This is a genomic window from Mycobacterium sp. 1245801.1, from assembly GCF_001673055.1.
In the GTDB taxonomy this organism is placed as follows: domain Bacteria; phylum Actinomycetota; class Actinomycetes; order Mycobacteriales; family Mycobacteriaceae; genus Mycobacterium; species Mycobacterium europaeum_A.
On sequence record NZ_LZKY01000318.1, the window covers coordinates 25,800 to 47,945 of the forward strand.

A 22,146-nucleotide genomic window follows, 5' to 3' on the forward strand; every position below is an offset into this window, starting at 1 on the left:
CTCACTTCGGCAGACATTGACACGGAAAGCCGCACGATGATCGCTCTGCGTGGGGTTCGTGTCGTCGAGTGGGCGACGGAAATTTCGGGCCCGTACTGCACCAAGTTGTTCGCCGACCTCGGAGCGGAGGTCATCAAGATAGAGAATCCGGACGGGGATCCGTTCCGCCGCAGAATGTTTGGCGATCGACACGACGACGGCGCGCTGTTCAAATTCTTGAACGCCGGCAAGCGTTCAGTCGTGGGCACTTCGTTGGCCGACCTGGAGCCTCTGATCGTTTCCGCCGATGTGTTCGTCGATTCTCTGGGCCCTGGGGCACTCGACCGCGAGGCCCTCCTACGGCGAGCGCCACACCTGGTGATCGTGGCGCTCTCTCCTTACGGGTTGACCGGACCGTACCGGGACCGACCCTCGACGGAGTTCACGATCCAGGCGGAGAGCGGAACCCTGGCGTTGCGAGGTCGTTCGGACCAACCGCCCATTCAAGCCGGTGGCCGAGTCTTCGAATGGGTGATGGCCAGCTACGCCGCCGTCGCGGCGCTTGGCGCATTGCGGCGGGTTCAACTCGGCGGCGCAGGCGAACTCGCGGACTGCTCATTGCTGGAGGCGTGTCACCTCAGCGCCAGCGGGTTCGCCGACCTCTATCACGGACTGGCCGGTCGCCCGCCATTGACCGTGCCGGCGCGACAGGTTGAAATCCCTTCCATCGAACCGACCGCCGACGGCTGGGTGGGCTTCAACACCAATACCCGCCAACAATTCGAGTCGTTCCTAGCGATGATCGGCCGACTCGACCTACTCGATGAGGACCCAGCCTGGGCCCTCGCCACGACCCGGTGGGAACGCCGGGACGAGTGGAATCGGATTGTGCGGGAATGGACGACGCAACGTTCCACAGACGAGATCGTCGCGTTGGCCTCCGATCTGCGGATCCCCGTCTCACCCGTCAACAATGGCCAGACCGTGTTGGACCACCCGCAGTTCGCGGCGCGCGGCGTGTGGGGCAGGTATGCCGACGACAGCTTTACCCACCCGTTGGCGCCCTACCGGATCAATGGCCGACGACCCTCCCCCACCGCCGGCGCTCCCCCGCTTGGTGAAATGGCGAAAGTACGCGCTCACAACAGGATTACGACCGCAGCCGACAGTGCACCCAGGCTTCCGCTGGAGGGCATACGAATTCTCGACGCGACAGCGTGGTGGGCGGGTCCCTCCTCCACCCACATTCTCGCCGCGCTGGGCGCTGAGGTCATTCACCTGGAGTCGACAGACCACCCTGACGGCGCACGGATGGCGGCCGCGGCGTTCGCCGCCCAACCTCAGTGGTGGGAGCGGTCGGGGATGTACTTGGCGACCAACGCCAACAAGCGAGGGCTGACCCTCGACCTGTCTTCCCCCGAAGGCCGGGGGCTGCTTTTCGGCCTTGTCCAATGCTCGGACATTCTGGTCGAGAACTTCTCGCCCCGCGTCTTCGACAATTTCGCCATCACGTGGGAGGCCGTCAGTGAGCACAACCCCCGGATCGTGATGGTCCGCATGCCTGCCTTCGGGCTCGACGGACCGTGGCGCAACAACGTGGGTTTCGCGCAAACCATGGAGCAGATGACCGGAATGGCGTGGGTGACCGGTCACGAGTACGACCAGCCGCGAATCCCCCGAGGCCCGTGTGACCCACTGGCGGGAATGCACTCCGCATTCGCCATGCTGGCAGGACTCCGGCGACGCGACGAAACCGGCCAAGGGTCGCTAATCGAAGTATCGATGGTTGAATCCGCGCTCAACGCCGCCGCCGAGCAGGTTGTCGAATTCACCGCCTACGGGAACCTGATATCGCGATTGGGAAACCGCAGCCGTGACGCCGCCCCACAAGGGCTCTATCCATGCGCGGGAACCGAACGATGGCTGGCGATCTCGGTCGCCACGGACGAGCAGTGGCGCCTACTCAAGTCGGCTCTGCGCGAACCGGACTGGGCAAACGACCCCGCGTTGGACACTCATGACGGGCGCGTGCGGGCACATGATCTGATCGATAAGCACCTCGAGCAATGGGCTGCCCAATACGATTCCACGGCCGCCGCACAGTTACTCGTTGAATGTGGTGTTCCGGCTGCGGATTTGGCAGACGCCAGGGTCGGTTCGATGCACCCCCAGCTGGCAGCACGGGGCTTCTTCGAAAGCCTCGACCATCCCGTCGTGGGACGGCATCACGTGCCGGCGATTCCCTTCAGGTACCGCAGCGTTGAGGCGTGGTATCGGTCGGCAGCGCCGACCTTAGGGCAGCACAACGCGAGCATCCTCGGCGACCTACTGGGCCTCGACGCCGCATCGATTGCAGCGCTGACAGAAAAAGGAGTCATCGGGACCAGGCCAGGCGGATTGGACTAGACAACGTGAAACTTCATGTGGACAGGGAAACGTGCCAAGGCCACAGCCGTTGTTACGCGGCGTATCCCGAATTGTTCGACATCGACGACGAAGGGACCGCCTTCGTGATTGTGGAAGATATCCCGTCCGGGTGGGAAGACCGGGCGCACAACGCAATCGCGAACTGCCCGGAGCGTGCCATACATATCCTCGAGGAGTCGCCATGAAGACCAAGGGAGCAGTTCTGTGGGGGCTGAACGAGAGGTGGTCGGTGGAAGAGATCGAACTCGATCCGCCACAGGAAGGCGAGCTACTCGTCGAGTTCGAAGCCACCGGTCTATGCCACTCCGACCACCACATCCGCACCGGCGACATGTTCGGGGTGAGTTTCCCCTTGATAGGTGGGCACGAAGGGGCGGGCGTCGTTCACGAGGTTGGTCCGGGAGTCCGCGATCTGGCGGTGGGAGACCACGTGGTCACGTCGTTCCTGCCGGCGTGCGGCCGCTGCCGCTGGTGCGCGACGGGCCGTCAGAACCTCTGTGATTACGGGGCGATCATCCTGGCGGGGGTCCAGGCCGCCGGCACCTTCCGGCGCCGAGCCAGAGGACGGGGCATCGGAGCGCTCTCGGGCGTCGGCAGTTTCGCGCAGTGGGGTGTGTTGTCGGAGGCTTCCGTCGTCAAGATCGACGACGATGTGCCGCTGTCGCGCGCATGTCTTCTCGGTTGCGGCATCACCACCGGCTGGGGTTCGGCCGTGAATACCGCCAACGTCAGTCCCGGCGACGTGGTTCTCGTGGTCGGCTGCGGGGGGATCGGCAGCGGTGCCATTCAGGGCGCGCGGCTGGCAGGAGCGGAGCATATCGTCGTGGTGGATATCGAACCGAGCAAGCGCGACAAGGCTTTTGAGTTCGGGGCCACGCACTTTGCCACCTCGATGCAGGAAGCAACCCAGTTAGTTGGTGAGCTCACGCGCGGGATCATGGCCGACTCGGCCATCCTCACGCCAGGTGTCCTCGAAGGCACGATGATCAACGACGCGCTCAACGCGGTGCGGAAGGGCGGTGCCGTGGTGGCGACCGCCCTGGCATCGATGTCCGACGTGACGCCGACGCTGCCGCTGACGTTGTTCACGCTGTTCCAGAAGCGCCTGCTGGGCAGCCTGTACGGCGAAGCCAACCCGCGGGCCGACATCCCTCGACTGGTCAGCCTCTATCGAAGCGGCAAGCTATTGCTCGACGAAGCCGTCACCACCGAGTACAAGCTCGACGACATCAACGAGGCCTACGACGACATGCTCGCCGGCCGCAACATTCGCGGGGTGATCATCCACGAGCACTGATGTGTCGAAAGGCAGATCCGCATCGTCTTCCAGTCCGCGCAGTTGATTCACCTACTCGCAGCGAAAGGATTCATTTCATGTCTTCGCCAGCCGATGTCGTCCGCCACTTTTGCGCTTTGATGGAGACGCGAGACGCCGAAGCGTTACGTCCCCTCCTCGCCGAAGGGGCCGTCTATCAGAACGTGGGAATGCCTGCCTTCACCGGACCGGACGCCATCGTGGAGAACCTGGCGGCCCAGTTCGCTATGTTCCCGGACGCCTACGCCTTCGAGATCGTGAACCTCGCCAGCGAGGGTTCCGTGGTGCTCACCGAACGGCTGGATTACATCCAGACTCCCGATGGACGCAAGCCGGCCATCCCCGTAATGGGGACCTTCGTCGTCGATGGCGACGGGAAAATCACACGCTGGACCGACTACTTCGACCTGAATCTGACGATCAAGCTGCTTCAAGGCGAGGACATCAGCGCCCTGGTGCCCGCGACCGCATGAGTTGGCGCATCGATGATTCGAACTTAACTGAGGATGAGGAGCCATGCGGGTACCAAGGGCCGTCGCCAAATTCAATCGTCGAGTCACCAATCCAGCGGCTCGGTCGATCGCGCCGTGGCTGCCAGGCCTATGCACACTCGAACATGTCGGACGCAAATCAGGCAGGCGTTATCGAACGCCGCTGTTGGTTTTCCCCACACCCGACGGCTTCGTCGTCCTCATCGGGTACGGGCTGCATTCGGACTGGGTGAAGAATGTTCTGGCCGGCGGACAGGCGGTATTGCGCAGGCGCGGCAGTAGTATCGCCCTGGTCAATCCTCGTCTTGTGAGTAAGGCGGAGGGCGCAGCGATCGTTTCGGGGCCATCAGGGATGTTCTACCGCCTGTTTCCGTACAACCAAGCGGCGATGGTGTTGACCAAGGCCGATTCCACGCACTGACTTCGGGATCACAACTACCCAGTCCAGACACCGGCCGGTGCGGTGCCCCAATACCGACGCGAACGCCGCAGCTCCAAAAGGCTCGCGGGGAGCGTTGAGGATCAACCGAAACAACTGTCAAGCATCAGCCGAAACACCGTCAGGCATCAGCCGTCAAGCATCAACCGAAGTCACACACAGAAACGAGTGGGGCGGGCGGGGCTCGAACCCGCGACCAACGGATTATGAGTCCGTATCCGACGTTGCTGGCCGCGATTCAGCAAGCAAAATTGAATCTTTCGCAGATTCATTCTCACGAGTTAAATACCTTGATATTAAGTCCTTTTCAATGGATACCGGCATCTAATCTCACCTGTGGCCAGCAAACTTGCAGGCCAGAGCGGTGTTAGCTGGGTCAACACGCCATGTTGACGGCATGTTGACGGCTGGTCCGAGCTGAGCAAGTTTGCTGATTCAAAACCCAAGATTGAACCCGCGCGCCATCCACCAGGGCGGGGGTGTGGTAGCTACTATCTGCGCGTGTCAGATGGCGAGAACCGCGCAATCAGTAGAAGATTGCAATCTTTCGGCCCGGTCAAAACATTCAAAAGCTTTGGGCCGGTTAGCAAGTGGACGCTAACTGTCATGTTTTTCTCCGGTTGGATTCTGCTCGTCGCATTAGTTGATGAGGATCTAAGCAAATCGGAATGGTGGCATGGTCTTTCGTACATTCCCAATATCGCTGCGGGTTTGACAGGTTTTCTCATTGGTGCGCCAGTTGCCTTAGTCTTATTGGCTAGCTTCACCATTGAACGCGAAGAACGAACCGCTCTTGAGCGAGTGAACCGACTGACTCTGCTTGCTTGGAACGAATTTTGTGAGGCCGTTCACAATTTGTGCTCAAACTCTAGGATGCTCGGGCTTAGCATTCATGCAAACCAAGTTAATGACTATTACACGGCTGCCGTTACAGTATTCAGCGCGTACCGCGGCAGCGGCCATGCCGAAACGGATTTCCACAAATTGAGATCGTTCTTTGACGAGCAATTACCAAAGTGGCAACAGTCCTTAAGCGTAGTAAGCGCCGGCATTGGATCGCAGGATAACGTTCAATTACTGTGGTCTGCGGTTCTTACGGATTGGAGTACGCTCGACCAGTACGTGCGATTGCAACGCTTGGAGCGCAGCCTTCCTTGGTTCGACAGCGACATACACGCGGATATCCGAGATCGTCTGTCGGGCACCAGTAATCCGCTCGTTCGATTTTCGGCCATACATGATGAGGGTGTGGGCACCGCTTACGGCAACGTAAGTCAATCCTATAAGCTGGTGCACGACTGGATTCGACTAGACAAAGACCAATTCGACCAACGGTTCTTGCACGCGGGAAGTACGGCAATTGGATTTCCTTGGCAAGCGTCAGCAGATTACTTGAAGGAAGCCAACGGAGCGTACGCAATGTTGCGCGGCCTCGAACAATCAGTCATCGCGGTGCGGCAAGCCAATTGGCCCGATTGCGCTACGAAACCTACCGAACCTTTTTAGCCGGAGCGCTTGGAATCCAGCGGTACGACATTGTTTTCAGCCACTTTCGCAACCGGACGCGCCAACGGCGCAGCTTTACCACGTTCGGCGCTAGAGATGTAATCGCCGTAGACGTCCAAAGTCAGGGTAAAAGTGCTGTGGCCCAACCATTTAGAGACTTGCATGTAGTGTTCACCGCTCGACAAGCTCATTACGGCGAAGCTGTGCCGTAAGTCATGCCAGCGGGCAGCGGGCAACTTATGCGCTTTCAATGCCGGTGCAAGGTAGCGCTTGTAAACGTTGGAACAGTCGATTGGTTCGGCGTATTTGTATCCAAGATGCGCCGAAGCACGCCGAGCACTTGGGCAGCGGTTTTGGGCGAGCGGGTCGATTTACGACCGATGCCGTTGGTTGTCAGAAGCTCCGCCCGCAACCGTTTGACATCAGCGACCCGAATTGAACCGACCGGACGGTTACCCAACGTCGGGCCAACGTGGACACGATACAACGCCTCATAGCCCTCTACCGTTCGTTTGGCGATCAGGCCGCGCATGGAGTCGAAATAATCGCGGGCATAGCCACCGAGCGGTCTATCTGCCAGAGCCTTCGTATCGCTGGGATTGGTGACCGTCGTGGCAAGCTCACGTTCGATGACATCGGCGCGCTGTTCGGCTGCAATCCGAGCTTCGCGGTCGCCGTCGCGTTTGATTGTCTCGCTGGTCTGGCGAAACTTGCCCGTAGCGCAGCCGTAGTCATCGCGTACCGGCTCGCGCCACAACACTTTATAGCGACCCTCGGAAACCCTGCGAACCGATGCCATCTATCTAATCCCTTCGGTTGGACGTTGGGACTGCAAAACCCTTTGAATCGTGCTGGCACGCCAAACTTTGCCGCCGCGAGCTGTCGGAACTTCATCAGCGGTCAAATCAGCGGCTATCGCCCGAATCGACTTGCCGCGCTTACGCTCTGAAAAGATGCGTGAAACAACCTCATCGGGCAAAACCGCTGGCCTGCCGAGCACAACGCCTTGAGCGCGTTTGACTGCCAGTGCTTCTCGTGTGCGCTCACTGATTCGGTCGCGCTCAAATGTGGCGACAGCAGCAAGGTTGGTCAAAGTCATCTTGCCTACAGCAGTTGAAGTGTCAATGTCGAAGTCTCCGAAAACAATTGCCCAACCGCATTGACTTGCCGCCAAATCGATTTGAAGCGCAACAATCGTGTTTCGAGCCAACCTGTCAAGCTTAGAGACAATGAGCCGATCAGCACCGTTGGCACTCAGCAGGTTCCGGCCAGCGGCCAACGTCGGCGAGCGGCCCGCTCAGCCCCGGCAACCGGCAATCCTTGCGCGCCGATCTTGGCCGCGACCAGAATCGTATAGGCCGCGCGAGGATGCTCTTTATGTCCATCCGTAACCCTGTTGGTCTGTTCCCGTTCGATCCGGCATCTTTGAAGCATGGATGAACGCGTGGTTGTGGGGTTTATGGTCCAACTTGTTCTGCAAGGGGAAGTTATGCAGATTGCGCGTCAGCGGTATACCGACGCGGTAACCGTATTAGCACAAGGTCACGGATCGCCGCAGCAGACGCGGGCCAACATTCCCCACATGTTGCTCGGTATTCAATCGATCCTTACAACTGCGGCGCTAGTGTCCAAAGTGCTCTGGAATCCTACAAGTTACCGTGATGACCCCGAACGACATGCCCTAGCCGTCATGCACCGAAAAGAGGTGCGCAAACTATTGCGTATTCGCGGTAAGCGATGGCAGCTTCTGGAAAGACGTTCAGCACGAAACGTATTGGAACACTTTGATTCCGAGTGGGAAAGTATGTTGTTAGACCATCCTCCAGCTTCTCCTGAAGAGGTCGAGACTCAAATCAAGCAAGGTGTCGAATTCAGCCTGGATGAAACAGGCGATACCAAACCTGAAGATAACCATAGGTTTACGTCGTTCGGTGTATCGGTTCCGTTGACCGAGCTTGCAGACCTAGCCGTGGATGCAGGTCAGCGAGCACGCGGGTACCTAGAAGCTCACGACCTCATGTTCTGAACAGACTTATCTTCGGATCGGATCGCGGCGCGTTCAATCTCATCTGTACCGCTTCGGACGCAGAAGCCGCTCGATTCGTTCCATGCGGGTCATTTCCAGCGCTTTAACTCGGCGTTTGCTGTCGCTGCGCCTCGCGCTTGGTACAAACGTTGGTATGTTGACAGGTTGTTGACAGAACGGGCTTTTCGCCGCGTTTGATGGGCGACCAGCAAACCGTCAAACTAGCTCTCACCAGCGCTTTTATCTTGTGGGGCGGGCGGGGCTCGAACCCGCGACCAACGGATTATGAGTCCGCGGCTCTAACCAACTGAGCTACCGCCCCGACGGGATAGTTCCGTAGGAAACCGTAGCTGAAGACCGAAGCCGGTGTTCGTCGGGCAGCCGGCGCTGAGCCGACGCGCTCGGTGGGCGCCCCGCTGCGGGAGCACCCACCGGCAAGGCACCTTTATGTCCCCGCGATCAAGCGGGCCCAGGCCCTTGCTGCCCGGCTTGAGCCTTGATCTTGGGAATCAGCTCAGGCGCGTAGACGAAGATCGCCGACTCCACCTCCCATTCGGCCTGGGCCTGACTCATCGGCGTCGTCCGGGTGATCATGTTGATGAGCTCCTGCCCCTCGCCGTACGGATTGGGGTTGGCGCGAACCTGATCGGCGAACCAACGGCCCTCGGCGGCCTCATGGCAATCGCTGTAGTCGGCGTTGTGCACCATCTTGTTCTGCGCCAGCAGTTTGACGTACTGGTCGTCGGCGGGAGTCAAATTGCAGGCCGCCGCAGCCCGCGGCGCTGACACCACAGCACCACCGAACATCGCGGCTCCCAGCGCAATGCCGGCAGCCCCCGCGGCCAGCACCTGCACGCGCGATCGTGTCGTTGCCACTTCTCCGAACCCCCTTATCACGAAGTTTCCTAGCTTTTCTTTCGCGGCAACGATTGGGTACCACCGGTAAACAGCGCGACAAACGACGATCTCTGCGAACAGCTCGTGAACAGCGCCTAGCTAAAATTACTGTGCGAGAAACTATTCGGGTCCAAACAAGTAACGCGGCGAACCCAAGGCGAGCAACCCCTTGCAGGTGTTGCCGGGGCTCACCGTCAACGGCGCCGTCGAGTTAGCCGACTAAACCGAAAGCGGCCGGAGGGCTAAGCCCTCACGACCGCTTGGGGTTGAAACTCAGAAGGGATTGCGCAGCAATAGCTCTCGCTAAGCGGTCGGCCAGTTCGCCTTCGCGGCTTGGTCTTTGATCTTCGGGATCAGGTCCGGCGCGTAGACGTAGATGGCCGACTCGACCTCCCACTCGGCCTGGGCCTGAGTCAACGGCGTGGTACTGGTGATCATGTTGACCAACTCTTGGCCCTCACCGAACGGATTGGGGTTGGACCGAACCTGGTCGGCGAACCAACGGCCCTCGGCGGCCTCGTGGCAATCGCTGTAATCGGCGTTGTGCACCATCTTGTTCTGCGCGAGCAGGTTGATGTACTGGTCGTCGGCCGGAGTCAGATTGCAGGTAGCCGACGCTTGCGGAGCTGACAGGACGGCGCTACCGAGCATCGAAGCGCCCAGCGCTACGCCGGCAGCCCAGACCGATGACACTCGAACTCGCGAGCGCGTACCGGTGGTTGTCATTTCCGAACCTCCCTCTGCGCGGGAACGCAGTCGTTCCGACGCGACCAAGCTAGAAATCCTGCAAAACAACTGACACGGAAAGCCACCCGGACCGCGGGCCACTGACGCACGATCCATGGCCATCCGGCTCGGGCCACGCTGCCATCTCGTCACCGTCACATATTTGTTCACATAAGTCTCAGTGACCGCGCTTAAGTTAGCGAATGAGCCCCGCACACAGCGGAAACGTACGCTTGCGCGTCCGTGTACGAATGGTTAACATTTCGTGCTCTTGGCGCCGGGCAGGCGGACCACCGACCGCTCGACCACGTCGTCCCTCACACGCCAGCGGACGACGTCGCCGGCTCGACAGCTAAGGCCCTAGCGGCTCGGCTGGCGCCGACAGATATCAGCTAAATACCGTCTGGCCGTCCGCGTCGAGCAAGTACCGCTCGGTCCCGTTTTCGACCCGGGGAGCGTCTGCGCCCAATGACACGGCCACCTTGTTGCTGGCATTGCGCATGATGTCGAAGGTGAGCTCGACGGCCTGCACCTCGGAGAACCGTGAGCGCACCTCGACGACATCGTCGGCGACGAGGTGCGCAGGGGTCCAAATTAACCCATCGGCGTACCGCAGCGCTGCTTTAGCGCGGTCGTCGAGCAAACTCGACGATTCGTAGTGCTCGATCTCCTCATACAAGGTCTCCGAACCGCCGGCATCGAGCGCGCCGCCCTCGCGAAGCGAATTGCATAACCGGCAATTGTGCTGGGCCGCCCCGCGCAACCGGACCAATTCGGAGGTGACCGGGTCGAGCGCACGCATTCGCGCCACCGCGATTAAAAAGTCATTGAACACGAGATCCGCCGGATCGGTCGTATGATCCCAGCTGATCGGGCCGTCCACCCAGCCCAGATATGGCGCACCGACCCCGAGCGCCTCCAGCCCGGCGCGCACCCTGGGGATGAAGTCGGCGATATACATCTGCACGACGACACCAAAGGTGGCCTCCCCGAGGTGCTTGCACAACCGTGATCGCTGCTCGGCGGTGATCGACGAGACGTCGGCGCTGAATTGTTCGGCGAATTCGGCGACGGCGGCCTCCGCCTCCGATTCCGGCTCGCCCACCTCGACGCTGGCGGGCAACGGTGGCAGCGACATCGTCTGCGCGCACACCCGGCGGACTAACGCCGCGAGGCGACCAGGAGCCGGGGACCCGGGAAACAACGCCACCAGCCGGGTGAGCTGGTCTTCTCGAACCGACACCGGGGCCGCCATTCGTCACACGCTAGAACGCGTGCCGCCCGGCGGCAATGGATTACCGGGCCTGGCTCACCGAGGACATGTGGAAGTCCGGTATCCGCAGCGACGGCATGGCGGCGCGGGTGGCCCAGTCGCCCCATTCACGCGGCAGCGTCTTTTCGCTGACGCCGGCCTCGGTGGCCCGTCGCAGGAGGTCCAACGGACTCTCGTTGAACCGGAAGTTGTTGACCGCAGCGGTCACCTGGCCGTCCTCGATGAGATAGACGCCGTCACGGGTCAGGCCGGTGAACAACAAGGTGGTGGGGTCGACGACACGGATGTACCACAGCGTCGTCAGCAGCAGGCCCCGCTCGGTGGCCGCGATCATGTCGTCCTGACTGGCGGTCCCGCCGGTCATCACCAGGTTGTCGGCGGCCACCGCGACGTCGACGTCGTATTTGGCGGCCGTGGCCCGCGGATAGGCCAACGCGTTGATCACCCCCTCGCGGATCCAGTCCACCTGGGTGATCGCCATGCCGTTGTCAAACGCCGACACCGTCTCCGAGGAACTGCTCACCGCGACGAACGGCGTGCAGGCCAGGCCGGGCGCCATCGGATCGGAGAACAGCGTCAGCGGCAGGTCGGTGAGCCGCTCCCCCACCCGGGTTCCGCCGCCGGGCGCCGAAAACGCGGTCCGGCCCTCCTGGGCGCCGCGACCGGCCATCGACCACGCCATGTAGATCATCATGTCGGCCACCGTGGACGGCGGCATGATCGTCTCGTAGCGCCCGGCCGGCAGTTCGACGCTGCGCTGCGCCCAGCCCAGCCGGGTCGACAGCTGTTCGAGCAGCGAATCGGTTGGCACATCGACGAAGTCGGGTGTGCCGACGCCCGCCCAGGCGCTGGCGTCGCCGCGTTTGGCGTTGATCTCCACCGCACCGGTGGGTTGGGTGAACCGCCGCCGCAAGCCGGTCGATGATGCCAGGAACGTCGTCGAAACACTGTGGTGGGCAAAGCCGTACAGCCGATCCTCGCCGCGGAAGCCACGGCTCAGCGAGTCGGCGACGTCGGAGAAAATCAGGGGACCGGTGCCGGGCACCGGCGCGTCCCAATCGACGGGCACCCCGCTGTCGGCGAGCAGCGGCGCCGCATCGCCGGCCTCCGGCGCCGCGCCGGCCGCCTCCTGCGACGCCGCCACCAGCCCGGGCAGCACCCGCGGATCGGCCTCGGCGGACACCACCGTGCCGATGCGCGCGATCGACCCGCGACGCACCACGGAAATCACGGTCACGCTGCGGCTCACCGAAACCCCGTTGGTGGTCATCGAATTGCCCGCCCAGCGCAGGGTCGCCTCGACCTTGTCGGTGACCAGCACCATGGTCTCGTCGGCGCGGCCGAGCTTGGCCGCCTCGTCCAGCACGATGTTGACGACATGCTGCGGGGTGATCATCGGCCGCCCTCGGTCCGGGTGTTGAGCACGTTGACCCCGCGGAACAACGCCGACGGGCAGCCGTGGCTGACCGCCGCGATCTGCCCGGGCTGGGCCTTGCCGCAGTTGAACGCCCCGCCCAGCCGCCACGTCGACGCGCCGCCCACGGCTTCCATCGAATTCCAGAAGTCGGTCGTGGTGGCCTGGTAGGCGACGTCGCGCAGCTGGCCGTCGAGGCGGCCGTCACGAATCCGGAAGAACCGCTGGCCGGTGAACTGAAAGTTGTACCGCTGCATGTCGATTGACCACGATTTGTCGCCGACGATGTAGATGCCGTCCTCGACCCGGCCGATCAGGTCGTCGGTGCTGATGTCCTCTGGTGCCGGCTGCAAGGACACGTTGGCCATGCGCTGGATCGGTACGTGATGCGGCGAATCGGCATACGAACACCCGTTGGACCGCGGCTGCCCCAGTCGCCGCGCGAAGACCCGATCGAGCTGATAGCCGGTGAAGATCCCGTCGCGCACCAGGTCCCAGCTCTGCGCGGCCACCCCCTCGTCGTCGTAACCGATGGTGGCCAAGCCGAATTCGAGGGTGCGGTCGGCTGTCACGTTCATCACCGGCGAGCCGTACCGCATGGTGCCCAGCTTGTCCGGCGTGGCGAACGACGTCCCGGCGTAGGCGGCCTCGTAGCCGATAGCGCGGTCGTATTCGGTGGCGTGCCCGATGGATTCGTGAATCGTCAGCCACAGGTTGCTCGGATCGATCACCAGGTCCTTGGGCCCGGGAACAACGCTGGGCGCCTTGATCTTTTCGGCCAGCAACGACGGCAGCTGCGCCAGCTCGTCGGTCCAATTCCACACCTCGTCGCCCGCGAGGACCTCCCAGCCCCGCCCCATCGGCGGGGCCAGCGTGCGCATGGAATCGAAGCTGCCGGCTGCGGGGTCGACGGTCACCGCCTCCAGTGAGGGCAGCACCCGCACCCGCTGCTGGGTGATCGAGGAGCCGAAGGTGTCGGCGTAGAAGGTCTGCTCCTTGACGGCCGTCAGCAGCGCCGACACGTGATTGATGCCGTCGGCGCTCAGCAGCCGCCCGGAGTAGTCCTCCAGCACGGCGATCTTGTCGGTGGTCGAGATGTCGAACGGGTCGATCCGGTAGTTCGACACCCAGGCCGCGTCCGCGTAGACCGGTTCGGGCGCCAGCTCGACGCGCTCGCTGCTCAGCGTCGCCAGCGTGGTGGCCACATGCACCGCGCGCCGGGCGGTCTCGGCGGCCACCGCCGGCACCAGCTCCGCGTGCGAGGCGAATCCCCAGGTGCCGTCGACGATCACCCGCACCGCCAGGCCGACCTCACGGTTGATCACCGCGGTCTCCAGCTCGCCGTCGCGCAGCTGGATGATCTCGGTGATGATGCGGTGAACCCGCAGGTCGGCGTGCGTGGCCCCGGCCGCTTTGGCCGCCGAGAGCGCGGCTTCGGCCAGATCGTGGCGCGGCAGGTCCAGGAAGTCGGCATCGATCCCCCGGTTCGGTGTCACGGCTCCACCGTAACGGCCGCTCACCCCAAACCGCGGCGGCGCCCGCTTTAATTAGCCCATGGCCGGCGCGGTACGCGGGATTGTCCCTCGATCCACCGCCCTGGGCTACGCGTTGCTGGCGCCCAGTCTGTTCGGCGTGCTCGCCTTTCTGCTGCTGCCCATCCTGGTGGTGCTCTGGCTGAGCCTGTGCCGATGGGATCTGCTGGGCCCGCTGCACTTCGTCGGCCTGTCCAATTGGCGGTCGGTGCTGACCGACGCGGGCTTCGGCAACTCCCTGATCGTCACGATCGTCTTCGTGGCCATCGTGGTGCCGGCGCAGACCGCGCTGGGACTGCTGGCCGCCACCATGCTGGCCCGCCAGCTCCCCGGCACCGGGCTGTTTCGCACCCTGTATGTGCTGCCGTGGATTTGCGCTCCGCTGGCCATCGCGGTGCTGTGGCGGTGGATTTTGGCCCCCACCGACGGCGCCGTGAGCACGGTGCTGGGACACAGCATTGAATGGTTGTCGGATCCCAGCTTCGCGCTGCCGCTGGTGTCGGCCGTGGTGGTGTGGACCAACGTCGGCTACGTTTCGTTGTCGTTCCTGGCGGGGCTGCTGGCCATCCCCGACGAGATCCACGCCGCCGCCCGCACCGACGGCGCCACCGCGTGGCAGCGGTTCTGGCGCATCACCATGCCCATGCTGCGCCCCACGACCTTCTTTGTACTGGTGACCGGGATCGTCAGCGCCGCACAGGTTTTCGACATGGTGTACGCACTGACCGGCGGCGGACCGGCCGGCAGCACCGACCTGGTGGCCCATCGCATCTACGCCGAGGCGTTCGGCTCGGCGGCCATCGGCCGGGCGTCGGTGATGGCCGTGGTGCTGTTCGTGATCCTGATCGGCGTCACCCTGGTCCAGCATCTGTATTTTCGGCGACGGATCAGCTATGACCTCACCTAGTCGACCCACGAATGTGGTGATCTACGCCGGGCTTTCGCTGGGTGCGTTGATCACGCTGGCGCCGTTCGCCCTTGGACTGATGACGTCGTTCACCTCCGCGCATCAATTCGTCACGGGCACGCCGTTGCAGCTGCCGCGACCACCCACGCTGGCCAATTTCGCCGACCTGGCCGGGGCCGGGTTCGGCCGGGCGGCCGCGGTGACGGCGTTGATGACGGCGGTAATCCTGGTGGGCCAGTTGACCTTCTCCGTGCTCGCGGCATACGCCTTCGCACGGTTGCAGTTCCCCGGGCGTGACGCGCTGTTCTGGGTGTACATCGCGACGTTGATGGTGCCCGCGACGGTCACGGTGGTGCCGATGTATCTCATGCTGGCCCAGCTCGGCCTGCGCAACACGTTCTGGGCGTTGGTGTTGCCTTTCATGTTCGGCTCGCCGTACGCGATCTTCTTGCTGCGCGAGCACTTTCGGATCATCCCGAACGACTTGATCAACGCGGCCCGCCTGGACGGGGCCAACACGTTGGACGTGATCGTGCATGTAGTGATCCCGTCGAGTCGCCCGGTCCTGGCGGCGCTGGCGTTGATCACGGTGGTCTCGCAGTGGAATAACTTCATGTGGCCGTTGGTGATCACCAGCGGGCACAAGTGGCGGGTGCTCACCGTCGCGACGGCCGATCTGCAATCGCGGTTCAATTCCCAGTGGACGCTGGTGATGGCGGCGACCACGCTCGCGATCGCCCCGCTCATCGCCCTGTTCGTCGTGTTCCAGCGTCACATCGTCGCCTCGATCGTCGTTTCGGGACTGAAGTGACCCGGCCCCGCTTTTCCACCCTGGCCGCGGCCGCGGTCGCGCTCGTCGCGGTGCTGCTGGCCGCGGCGGCGGTGTTGCTGGATTACGCCGGCCAACCCCACGGCGGCAAGACGGTCGTCACGGTGCGGATCTGGGGCGACCAGATCGGCGCGGCCTACCGAGAATCGTTCCAGGCCTTCACCCGCACCCACCCCGACATCGACGTGCACCTCAACCTGGTGGCCTATTCCACCTACTTCAACACCCTGCGCACCGACGTGGCCGGCGGCAGCGCCGACGACATCTTCTGGCTGTCCAACGCCTACCTGTCGGCGTACGCCGACAGCGGCCGCCTGCTGAACATCGGCGAAGCGCTCGGGCCGCAGGCCGCCTCGGATTGGGAGCGTCCGGTCGTCGAGCAGTTCACCCGCAACGGCACGTTGTGGGGAGTGCCGCAGCTGACCGATGCGGGAATCGCGTTGTATTACAACGCCGACCTGCTCGCCGCGGCCGGCGTCGATCCCGCCGCCCTGAACGCCCTGCGGTGGGGTCCCGACGGGAACGACACTTTGCGCCCCCTGCTGGGCAGGCTCACCGTCGACGCCGACGGAAACCGCGGCGACACACCACGATTCGATGCGGGACGGGTGCGGCAATGGGCATACAACGCGGCCAACGACCCGCAGGGCATCTACCTGAACTACATCGGCTCGGCCGGCGGCGTCTTCCAACGCGGCGACACGTTCGCGTTCGCCAACCCCGCCGCCGTGGCGGCCTTCCGTTATCTGGTCGACCTGATCAACCGCGACCACGTCGCGCCGCCCGCCGCCGACACCAACGACAACGGCGACTTCTCCCGCAACCAGTTCCTGGCCGGCAGGATGGCGCTGTTCCAGTCCGGCACCTACAACCTGGCGCCGGTGGCCCGCGATGCCCGATTCCACTGGGGGGTGGCGATGATGCCCGCCGGCCCGGTGGGCCGGGTCAGCGTGACCAACGGCATTGCCGCGGCGGGCAATGCGGCAACGAAGCATCCCGACGCGGTGCGCCACGTGCTGGCCTGGATGGGCAGCAGGCAGGGCAACGAATTTCTGGGCCGCTACGGTGCGGCCATCCCCGCGGTGTCCTCGGCGCAACCGGTCTACTTCCGGTACTGGGCCGCCAAGGGGGTGGACGTCACGCCGTTCTTCGCCGTGCTGAACGGTCCGCGCATCGCGGCCCCCGGCGGTGCGGGCTTTGCCGCCGGCAACGACGCGCTGCAGCCGTACTTCGCCGAAATGTTCTTGGGCCGCGGCGATGTGGCGACGACGCTGCAGCGGGCTCAGGCGGCGGCCAACACCGCCGCCGCGCGCCAGTGAGGGCCTAGATCGCTTCCGGAGACGCGGGGTCGTTGAGCGCGCTGTGGTGGCGGCCCCAGACGAAGTAGAAGACCAGCGCCAGTAACACCCAGCCGCTGAACGCGATCCAGGTGTACCAGTGCAAGCTGGCCAGGATGTACCCGCAGGCCGCCACCGAAAGGACCGGTGTGACGGGATAACCCGGGACCTTGAACCCTCTTGGCAGGTAGGGTTCGCGTACCCGCAAGACGATCACTCCGACGGATACCACGACGAACGCGGTGAGCGTGCCGATCGACACCATGTCGGCCAGCTTCTGCAGCGGAATGAACGCGGCCAGGGCCGAGGCCACGATGGCGACGATCACCGTGTTGTTCACCGGGGTCATGGTGCGCGCGTTCACCGTCGCGAACCGCGCGGGCAACAAGCCGTCCCGGCCCATGGCGAACAGGATGCGGGTCAGCCCGTACATGGTGACCAGTGTGACGCTGAAGATCGAAATGACCGCTCCGGCAGCCAGAATCGTGCTGGCCCAGCCGCCGTGGGTGACGTTGTCAAGAATCGTCGCGAGCCCGGCTTCCTGCTGGCCGGCGAAGTTCTGCCAGGGCTGGGTGCCCAGCGCGGCCAGCGCCACGAAGACGTAGACGCCGGTGACGGTCAGCAATGCACCGATGAGTGCGCGCGGCATGGTCTGCTGCGGGTTCTTCACCTCGTCGCCGGCGGTGGACACCGCGTCCAGGCCGATATAGGAGAAGAAGATGGTGCCGGCCGCCGAGCCGATGCCGGAAACACCGAAGGGCGCGAAGTCACGCAGATGGCTCGCGTCGAACGCCGTGAACGCGACAACACCGAAGACGACGAGCACGCCGAGTTTGATCATCACCATGATCGCGTTGACCTTGGCCGACTCGCTGGCGCCGCGGACGAGTAACAACGCGCACAAGACGATCAGCACGACCGCCGGTACGTTCAGATAGCCGGGTTGCGCATCCCACGGCGCGGCCGAAACGGCTTGCGGCAGTTGGAATCCCAGGACGTTGCTCAGCAGCTTGTTCAGGTAACCGCTCCAGTTGACCGCGACCGCGGCGGTCGCCACGCCGTATTCCAGCAGCAGGCAGGCCGCCACGGCCACGGCCACGACCTCCCCCAGCGTGGTGTAGGCGTAGGAATACGACGATCCCGAAACAGGCACCGCCGAAGCCAATTCGGCGTAGCAGACCGCGGCGAGGCCGGCGGCGAGGCCGGCGAGCAGGAAGGAGACGATCACCCCCGGGCCGGCCTCTGGGACTGCCTGCGACATGACGAAGAAGATCCCGGTGCCGACCGTCGAGCCGACCCCGAACATGGTCAGCTGGAAGGTGCCGATGCCGCGCTTGAGGTGGTCCGCGGCCCCTGGTGCGACGTGTGCACCCGTCACGGGGCGGCGCCGGAGCATCTGCTGCTTGAGGCTGATCGTCGTGGCTGGCAAGTGCCCCTCCTGTGGCCGGATCAGCTGATTATGAAGCAGCCCGTCGGTTGGATACCGCTCATCTGCTCAGTGGAATTGCAGTATCGAGTCGATGACCACTCCGGTGGCGCCCGCGGCGGCGGTGATGCCGAGCGCCACCCAGTCCGCCAGTCTCGGTCGCGCTGGCGCGGCCGCCAGCTGGCCGATGCCGCCGCGGGCGGTGATCGCGTCGCCCATCTCGTCGGCCCGCCGCAGCGTCACGACGATGGCCGCGGTGAGTAGGTCGATCATGTCGCGGGCCTGCTGGCGCCGGCGTGCGCGCCGGCTGCGCGGTTCCTGCGTGGGGCGCAACCGCCGGGCGGCGTAGAGCACCTGGAATTCTTCGATCAACATGGGGAAGGCGCGCAGCGCAAGCGCCAGGGCGACGGCCCATTCGTCACTCGGGATCCGCAGCCACCGCAACGGCCTGCCCAAAGTTGCCAGCGCAGGCCCCATTTCGGCGACGTTGGTGGTCCACGACAGCATGGCGCCCAGCCCGATCAACACGATCGACAGCGCGGTGACCCGCACGAAATGCAGCGTTCCGCCCAGCCCGATGTGCAGTCCGGCTATCTCGATCACCGGGCTACCGGCGCCGAGCGCGGCGGTGATGCCACCCACCGCCAGGACAATCCATATCCAGCGCCGCGGCGAGGGCACCGCGCCGCGGGGAATGTGGGCAAGCCGGGCCGCAGTGATCAGCAAGACCAGCATCAGCCCGACGGTGGCCCAGCCTGGGTAGAAGGTCAGCAGTATCGACACCGCCAGCACCACAAGCAGCTTGGTGCCGGCCCACAGTTCGTGGATCTTCGAGGTCCCGGGTACCGGTACCAGCAGCACCACCGGACGGTGGGTGCGGCGGGTGCGCTCCGGCGCCGCTTTGGTGTCCGCCGGCGCGGTCATGGCATCCCTCCCGCCGCGGTCGACGCCGTTTCCAGCGAGCCGTCGCGCAGGAACAGGGCTCGCGGGCAGAGGTCCTCCAGCCCGACGATGTCGTGGGAGATCACCACCACCGTCAGACCTCGTTCCTTGCGCAGGCTTTCCAGCAGCCGCAGCAGGCCGCGCTGGCTGCCGACGTCCAATCCTGCCAGCGGCTCGTCCAGGACCAGCGCCCGCGGCGAGCGGGCCAGCAGTCCGGCCAGCACCACGCGGCGCATCTGGCCGCCGCTGAGTTGGTCGATGCGTCGCTTGCCCATCGCCGGGTCGAGCCCCACCGAGATCAACGCCTCGGCGATACGGTCCTTGTCGAGGTGCGAAAAGCCCGCTGCTGATGCGACTTCGGCGTCGACGTGATCGCGCATCAACTGCAGGCGCGCGGACTGGAACGACAGCGCCACCTCACCCACGTGCTCGTGAGTGGGCTCGCCATCGATCAGGCAGGCGCCGCTGGTCGGGTTCGTCAGGCCGGCCATGATCCACGCGAGGGTCGATTTACCCGAGCCGTTGCCGCCGTGGATCAGCACGCCGTCGCCCTGCTCCACCACGAAGCTGATATCGCGTAGGGCGACCTTGGACCATGGTGTGCCACTGGCGTATTCATGGCCGACATCGATGAGTTCCAGCACCGGTGTGCTGGAACTGTGATTGACCGCAACGACCGGGGCCGGCGCGGCCGGGGTCTCGGCAGTCACGGTGTTGTCCGGCGAGTCGCTGAGTTTGATGATGCGATCGGCGGAAGCGGCCTCGTTGTCGTAATGGGTGATGTGCACCAACGCCGTCTGGTGCCGTGCGGCGAGACCGGATAGCACACCCAGCAAGGCATCTCGACCCTGCTGGTCGACCATGGTGGTGACCTCGTCGGCGATCAGCAGCGCGGGATCGCGCGCCAGCGCGGCCGCGAGCGCGAGGCGCTGCAGTTCACCGCCGGACAGACTCCCGGTGTCGCGTTCGGCAAGCCCCTCGAGGCCGACCTCCTGCAGCAATCGGTCGACGTCGATCTCGGCATCCGGCGGCAAACCCCACACCACGTCGTCGGCCACCCGGGTGCCCAGCACCTGACTTTTGGGGTGCTGCAAGACAATCGCGGTGCCGCCCATCTCGCCGAGGCCCACGGTTCCGGGGCGGTCGACGCTGCCAGCCGTCGGTGGCCGACCGGCCAGGATCAGCATCAAGGTGGTCTTCCCCGAACCGTTGGCGCCGGTCACGGCGATGTGTTCACCTGCCCGCACATCGAGACTGACCTCACGCAGCGCGTCTCGCTCGGCGCCGGGGTAGCGGAACCGCACCTTGTCCAGCCGCACCGGCACCGGCCCAACCGGCGTGGTCCGGGTGCGCGCATCGTCGGAGGCGTCCAGCTTGTGGACGTCGGGGATCTTGCGCATCCGCTCCAACAGGCGAGACAGCGCCGACCAGCTGATGAACGAGACGATGACGACCAACAGGACCATGTACGGGAAGATCAGCAACGGCCAGTGCTGGATGCCGTCGGCGACGTATCGCTTCAGCCCGACGCCGACGCCATGCAGGTGCACCCAATTCAGGAACGCCGCGACCCCATTGGCGTTGGCGGTGATGACATCGAAGAACAAGCGCCGCAACCGGGTCAGCACCGCCAGCACCGCGACCCACCCGGCGCCCCACATCACTCCGGCGATCAACGACAACACCGCGACCGTCGGCAAGCCCCGTCCTTTGCGCTTGACGATTCCGCACAATCCGCCGACCCAGGCGCAGTCGATGAGCATGAACAGGCTGCCCAGCCCGGCGATCAGAAAGGCGATCACCCCGCCGGCGACCGTCGCGGCGACCAGCGCGCGGGGGCGATAGCGGTAGGCCAGCAATCCCATGGGCACCGTGCCCAACACGCCCAGACCCTGAGCGAAGGGGATGACCGAGGCGAGGATCTCGATCGCCGCGCAGAGGGCCCCCATGACCGCGGCCTGTGCCAACTCGTTCGGCCGCAGGGACCCTTCCCCAGATCGCCGAAAACGCAGCAAGGTCACTTGGGCGATTCTGCCAGCCTGGCGCAGGAGTGTCCCCTGAAGACGGGTTTGGCGCGCCACGCGTCGTCGTTTTGGCCTCGCTTAGCAAAGCTATGCAACCATGGAGACATGGACAATGTCGTCGATACCGCAAAGCTCGAGGGAGCGCAGGGACTGGGAGCCGATCTGCTCGCCGTGGTCGCGCGGCTCAACCGGCTGGCCACCCAACGCATCCAAATGCCGCTGCCCGCAGCGCAGGCCAGGCTGCTGGCCACCATCGAAGCTCACGGCGAAGCCCGAATCGGTGACCTGGCCTCGGTCGATCATTGCTCGCAACCGACGATGACCACGCAGGTGCGCCGGCTCGAGGAGGCGGGCCTGGTCACCCGGATGGTCGACCCAGGAGATGCGCGTGCGGTCCGGATCCGGATCACGGCCGAGGGCAGGCGCACGCTCAACGCGGTCCGGGCCGACCGCGCCGCCGCGATCGAACCGCAATTGGCGCTGCTCGACTCCGCGGACCGTCAGGTGCTGATGCAAGCGGTCGAGGTGTTGCGCAGGCTGCTCGACAACGCGTCGCTGGCCACCTCCCTGGCGGGCCGGCGTAACACGCTGTGAACGACGCGACGCTGGATGGCGCTCGGTCGGGGGTAGACACTTAAGCGAGCGCGGCGACCGGC

At 64.2% G+C, this 22,146-nt stretch carries 22 protein-coding genes and 1 tRNA gene; 11 read left to right on the forward strand and 12 right to left on the reverse strand.

What is annotated here, in order from left to right:
* The first annotated feature begins 36 nt into the window (after positions 1–36).
* From A5622_RS20260 to A5622_RS29310, 6 genes are all read left to right on the forward strand, one after another.
* Positions 37–2,385 carry a CaiB/BaiF CoA-transferase family protein gene (locus A5622_RS20260; RefSeq protein ID WP_066880821.1) on the forward strand — a complete coding sequence of 783 codons (2,349 nt, stop codon included), beginning with the start codon at positions 37–39 and terminating at the stop codon, positions 2,383–2,385.
* Between the two features lie 17 nt (positions 2,386–2,402).
* Entirely contained in the window at positions 2,403–2,591 is a 189-nt protein-coding gene (locus tag A5622_RS20265; RefSeq protein ID WP_232003014.1) for a ferredoxin, read from the forward strand.
* Complete coding sequence (locus A5622_RS20270; RefSeq protein ID WP_066880823.1) at positions 2,588–3,703, forward strand: NDMA-dependent alcohol dehydrogenase; 1,116 nt, start codon at positions 2,588–2,590, stop codon at positions 3,701–3,703. Before A5622_RS20265 ends, A5622_RS20270 begins: the two co-directional genes overlap by 4 nt.
* 77 nt (positions 3,704–3,780) lie before the next feature.
* Positions 3,781–4,194, forward strand: a complete 414-nt coding sequence (locus A5622_RS20275) for a limonene-1,2-epoxide hydrolase family protein (protein WP_066872611.1) — start codon at positions 3,781–3,783, stop codon at positions 4,192–4,194.
* Positions 4,195–4,237: 43 nt separating this feature from the next.
* Complete coding sequence (locus A5622_RS20280) at positions 4,238–4,633, forward strand: nitroreductase family deazaflavin-dependent oxidoreductase (protein WP_066880825.1); 396 nt, start codon at positions 4,238–4,240, stop codon at positions 4,631–4,633.
* Positions 4,634–5,152: 519 nt separating this feature from the next.
* Complete coding sequence (locus A5622_RS29310; RefSeq protein ID WP_156753028.1) at positions 5,153–6,157, forward strand: hypothetical protein; 1,005 nt, start codon at positions 5,153–5,155, stop codon at positions 6,155–6,157.
* Here the strand turns inward: A5622_RS29310 and A5622_RS29315 are convergent.
* The 3 genes from A5622_RS29315 to A5622_RS28510 are packed head-to-tail and all read right to left on the reverse strand — an operon-like array spanning position 6,154 to position 7,436.
* Positions 6,154–6,348 (reverse strand): hypothetical protein, encoded by a 195-nt coding sequence (locus A5622_RS29315; protein ID WP_156753029.1) that lies wholly within the window; start codon positions 6,346–6,348, stop codon positions 6,154–6,156. The genes A5622_RS29310 and A5622_RS29315 overlap by 4 nt on opposite strands.
* A gap of 56 nt (positions 6,349–6,404) precedes the next feature.
* Positions 6,405–6,956 carry a hypothetical protein gene (locus tag A5622_RS29320; protein ID WP_156753030.1) on the reverse strand — a complete coding sequence of 184 codons (552 nt, stop codon included), beginning with the start codon at positions 6,954–6,956 and terminating at the stop codon, positions 6,405–6,407.
* Positions 6,957–7,436: a recombinase family protein gene (locus tag A5622_RS28510; RefSeq protein ID WP_082994644.1), complete on the reverse strand. Its 480-nt coding sequence runs from the start codon at positions 7,434–7,436 to the stop codon at positions 6,957–6,959. It lies immediately after the preceding gene.
* Positions 7,437–7,589: 153 nt separating this feature from the next.
* Here A5622_RS28510 and A5622_RS29325 point away from each other — a divergent pair, with 153 nt between their 5' ends.
* The gene (locus A5622_RS29325; RefSeq protein WP_156753031.1) at positions 7,590–8,183 is read left to right on the forward strand and encodes a hypothetical protein; all 594 of its coding nucleotides are present in this window, start codon (positions 7,590–7,592) and stop codon (positions 8,181–8,183) included.
* A gap of 248 nt (positions 8,184–8,431) precedes the next feature.
* Here A5622_RS29325 and A5622_RS20290 read toward each other — a convergent pair.
* The 6 genes from A5622_RS20290 to A5622_RS20315 form a co-directional block, all read right to left on the reverse strand.
* Positions 8,432–8,505: transfer RNA gene (locus tag A5622_RS20290), tRNA-Ile, on the reverse strand.
* A gap of 137 nt (positions 8,506–8,642) precedes the next feature.
* Entirely contained in the window at positions 8,643–8,990 is a 348-nt protein-coding gene (locus A5622_RS20295) for a hypothetical protein (RefSeq protein ID WP_066872647.1), read from the reverse strand.
* 393 nt (positions 8,991–9,383) lie between these two features.
* Positions 9,384–9,806 carry a hypothetical protein gene (locus tag A5622_RS20300; protein WP_066872617.1) on the reverse strand — a complete coding sequence of 141 codons (423 nt, stop codon included), beginning with the start codon at positions 9,804–9,806 and terminating at the stop codon, positions 9,384–9,386.
* A gap of 388 nt (positions 9,807–10,194) precedes the next feature.
* On the reverse strand, positions 10,195–11,061 hold the full coding sequence (locus A5622_RS20305; protein ID WP_066880829.1) for a carboxymuconolactone decarboxylase family protein: 867 nt from the start codon (positions 11,059–11,061) through the stop codon (positions 10,195–10,197).
* Positions 11,062–11,101: 40 nt separating this feature from the next.
* Positions 11,102–12,475 (reverse strand): TldD/PmbA family protein, encoded by a 1,374-nt coding sequence (locus A5622_RS20310; protein WP_066880831.1) that lies wholly within the window; start codon positions 12,473–12,475, stop codon positions 11,102–11,104.
* Complete coding sequence (locus A5622_RS20315) at positions 12,472–13,989, reverse strand: TldD/PmbA family protein (RefSeq protein ID WP_066880849.1); 1,518 nt, start codon at positions 13,987–13,989, stop codon at positions 12,472–12,474. The genes A5622_RS20310 and A5622_RS20315 overlap by 4 nt, the downstream gene beginning before the upstream one ends.
* Before the next feature lie 58 nt (positions 13,990–14,047).
* On the opposite strand from A5622_RS20315, the gene A5622_RS20320 reads away from it, so the two are divergent.
* Genes A5622_RS20320 through A5622_RS20330 form a run of 3 tightly spaced genes read left to right on the forward strand, consistent with a single transcriptional unit; the run spans position 14,048 to position 17,080 of the window.
* Positions 14,048–14,932: a carbohydrate ABC transporter permease gene (locus A5622_RS20320; protein ID WP_066880833.1), complete on the forward strand. Its 885-nt coding sequence runs from the start codon at positions 14,048–14,050 to the stop codon at positions 14,930–14,932.
* Entirely contained in the window at positions 14,919–15,743 is an 825-nt protein-coding gene (locus A5622_RS20325) for a carbohydrate ABC transporter permease (RefSeq protein ID WP_066880835.1), read from the forward strand. The genes A5622_RS20320 and A5622_RS20325 overlap by 14 nt, the downstream gene beginning before the upstream one ends.
* Positions 15,740–17,080 carry an extracellular solute-binding protein gene (locus tag A5622_RS20330; RefSeq protein ID WP_066880837.1) on the forward strand — a complete coding sequence of 447 codons (1,341 nt, stop codon included), beginning with the start codon at positions 15,740–15,742 and terminating at the stop codon, positions 17,078–17,080. Before A5622_RS20325 ends, A5622_RS20330 begins: the two co-directional genes overlap by 4 nt.
* A gap of 4 nt (positions 17,081–17,084) precedes the next feature.
* On the opposite strand, the gene A5622_RS20335 is transcribed toward A5622_RS20330, so the two are convergent.
* The 3 genes from A5622_RS20335 to A5622_RS20345 all read right to left on the reverse strand — a co-directional run bounded on the left by A5622_RS20335 (position 17,085) and on the right by A5622_RS20345 (position 21,487).
* On the reverse strand, positions 17,085–18,527 hold the full coding sequence (locus tag A5622_RS20335; RefSeq protein WP_066880839.1) for an amino acid permease: 1,443 nt from the start codon (positions 18,525–18,527) through the stop codon (positions 17,085–17,087).
* 66 nt (positions 18,528–18,593) lie between these two features.
* Entirely contained in the window at positions 18,594–19,448 is an 855-nt protein-coding gene (locus A5622_RS20340) for an energy-coupling factor transporter transmembrane protein EcfT (RefSeq protein ID WP_066880841.1), read from the reverse strand.
* The gene (locus A5622_RS20345) at positions 19,445–21,487 is read right to left on the reverse strand and encodes an ATP-binding cassette domain-containing protein (RefSeq protein ID WP_197508055.1); all 2,043 of its coding nucleotides are present in this window, start codon (positions 21,485–21,487) and stop codon (positions 19,445–19,447) included. The genes A5622_RS20340 and A5622_RS20345 overlap by 4 nt, the downstream gene beginning before the upstream one ends.
* Positions 21,488–21,595: 108 nt before the next feature.
* On the opposite strand from A5622_RS20345, the gene A5622_RS20350 reads away from it, so the two are divergent.
* Complete coding sequence (locus A5622_RS20350; RefSeq protein WP_066872644.1) at positions 21,596–22,084, forward strand: MarR family winged helix-turn-helix transcriptional regulator; 489 nt, start codon at positions 21,596–21,598, stop codon at positions 22,082–22,084.
* Positions 22,085–22,146: the final 62 nt, after the last annotated feature.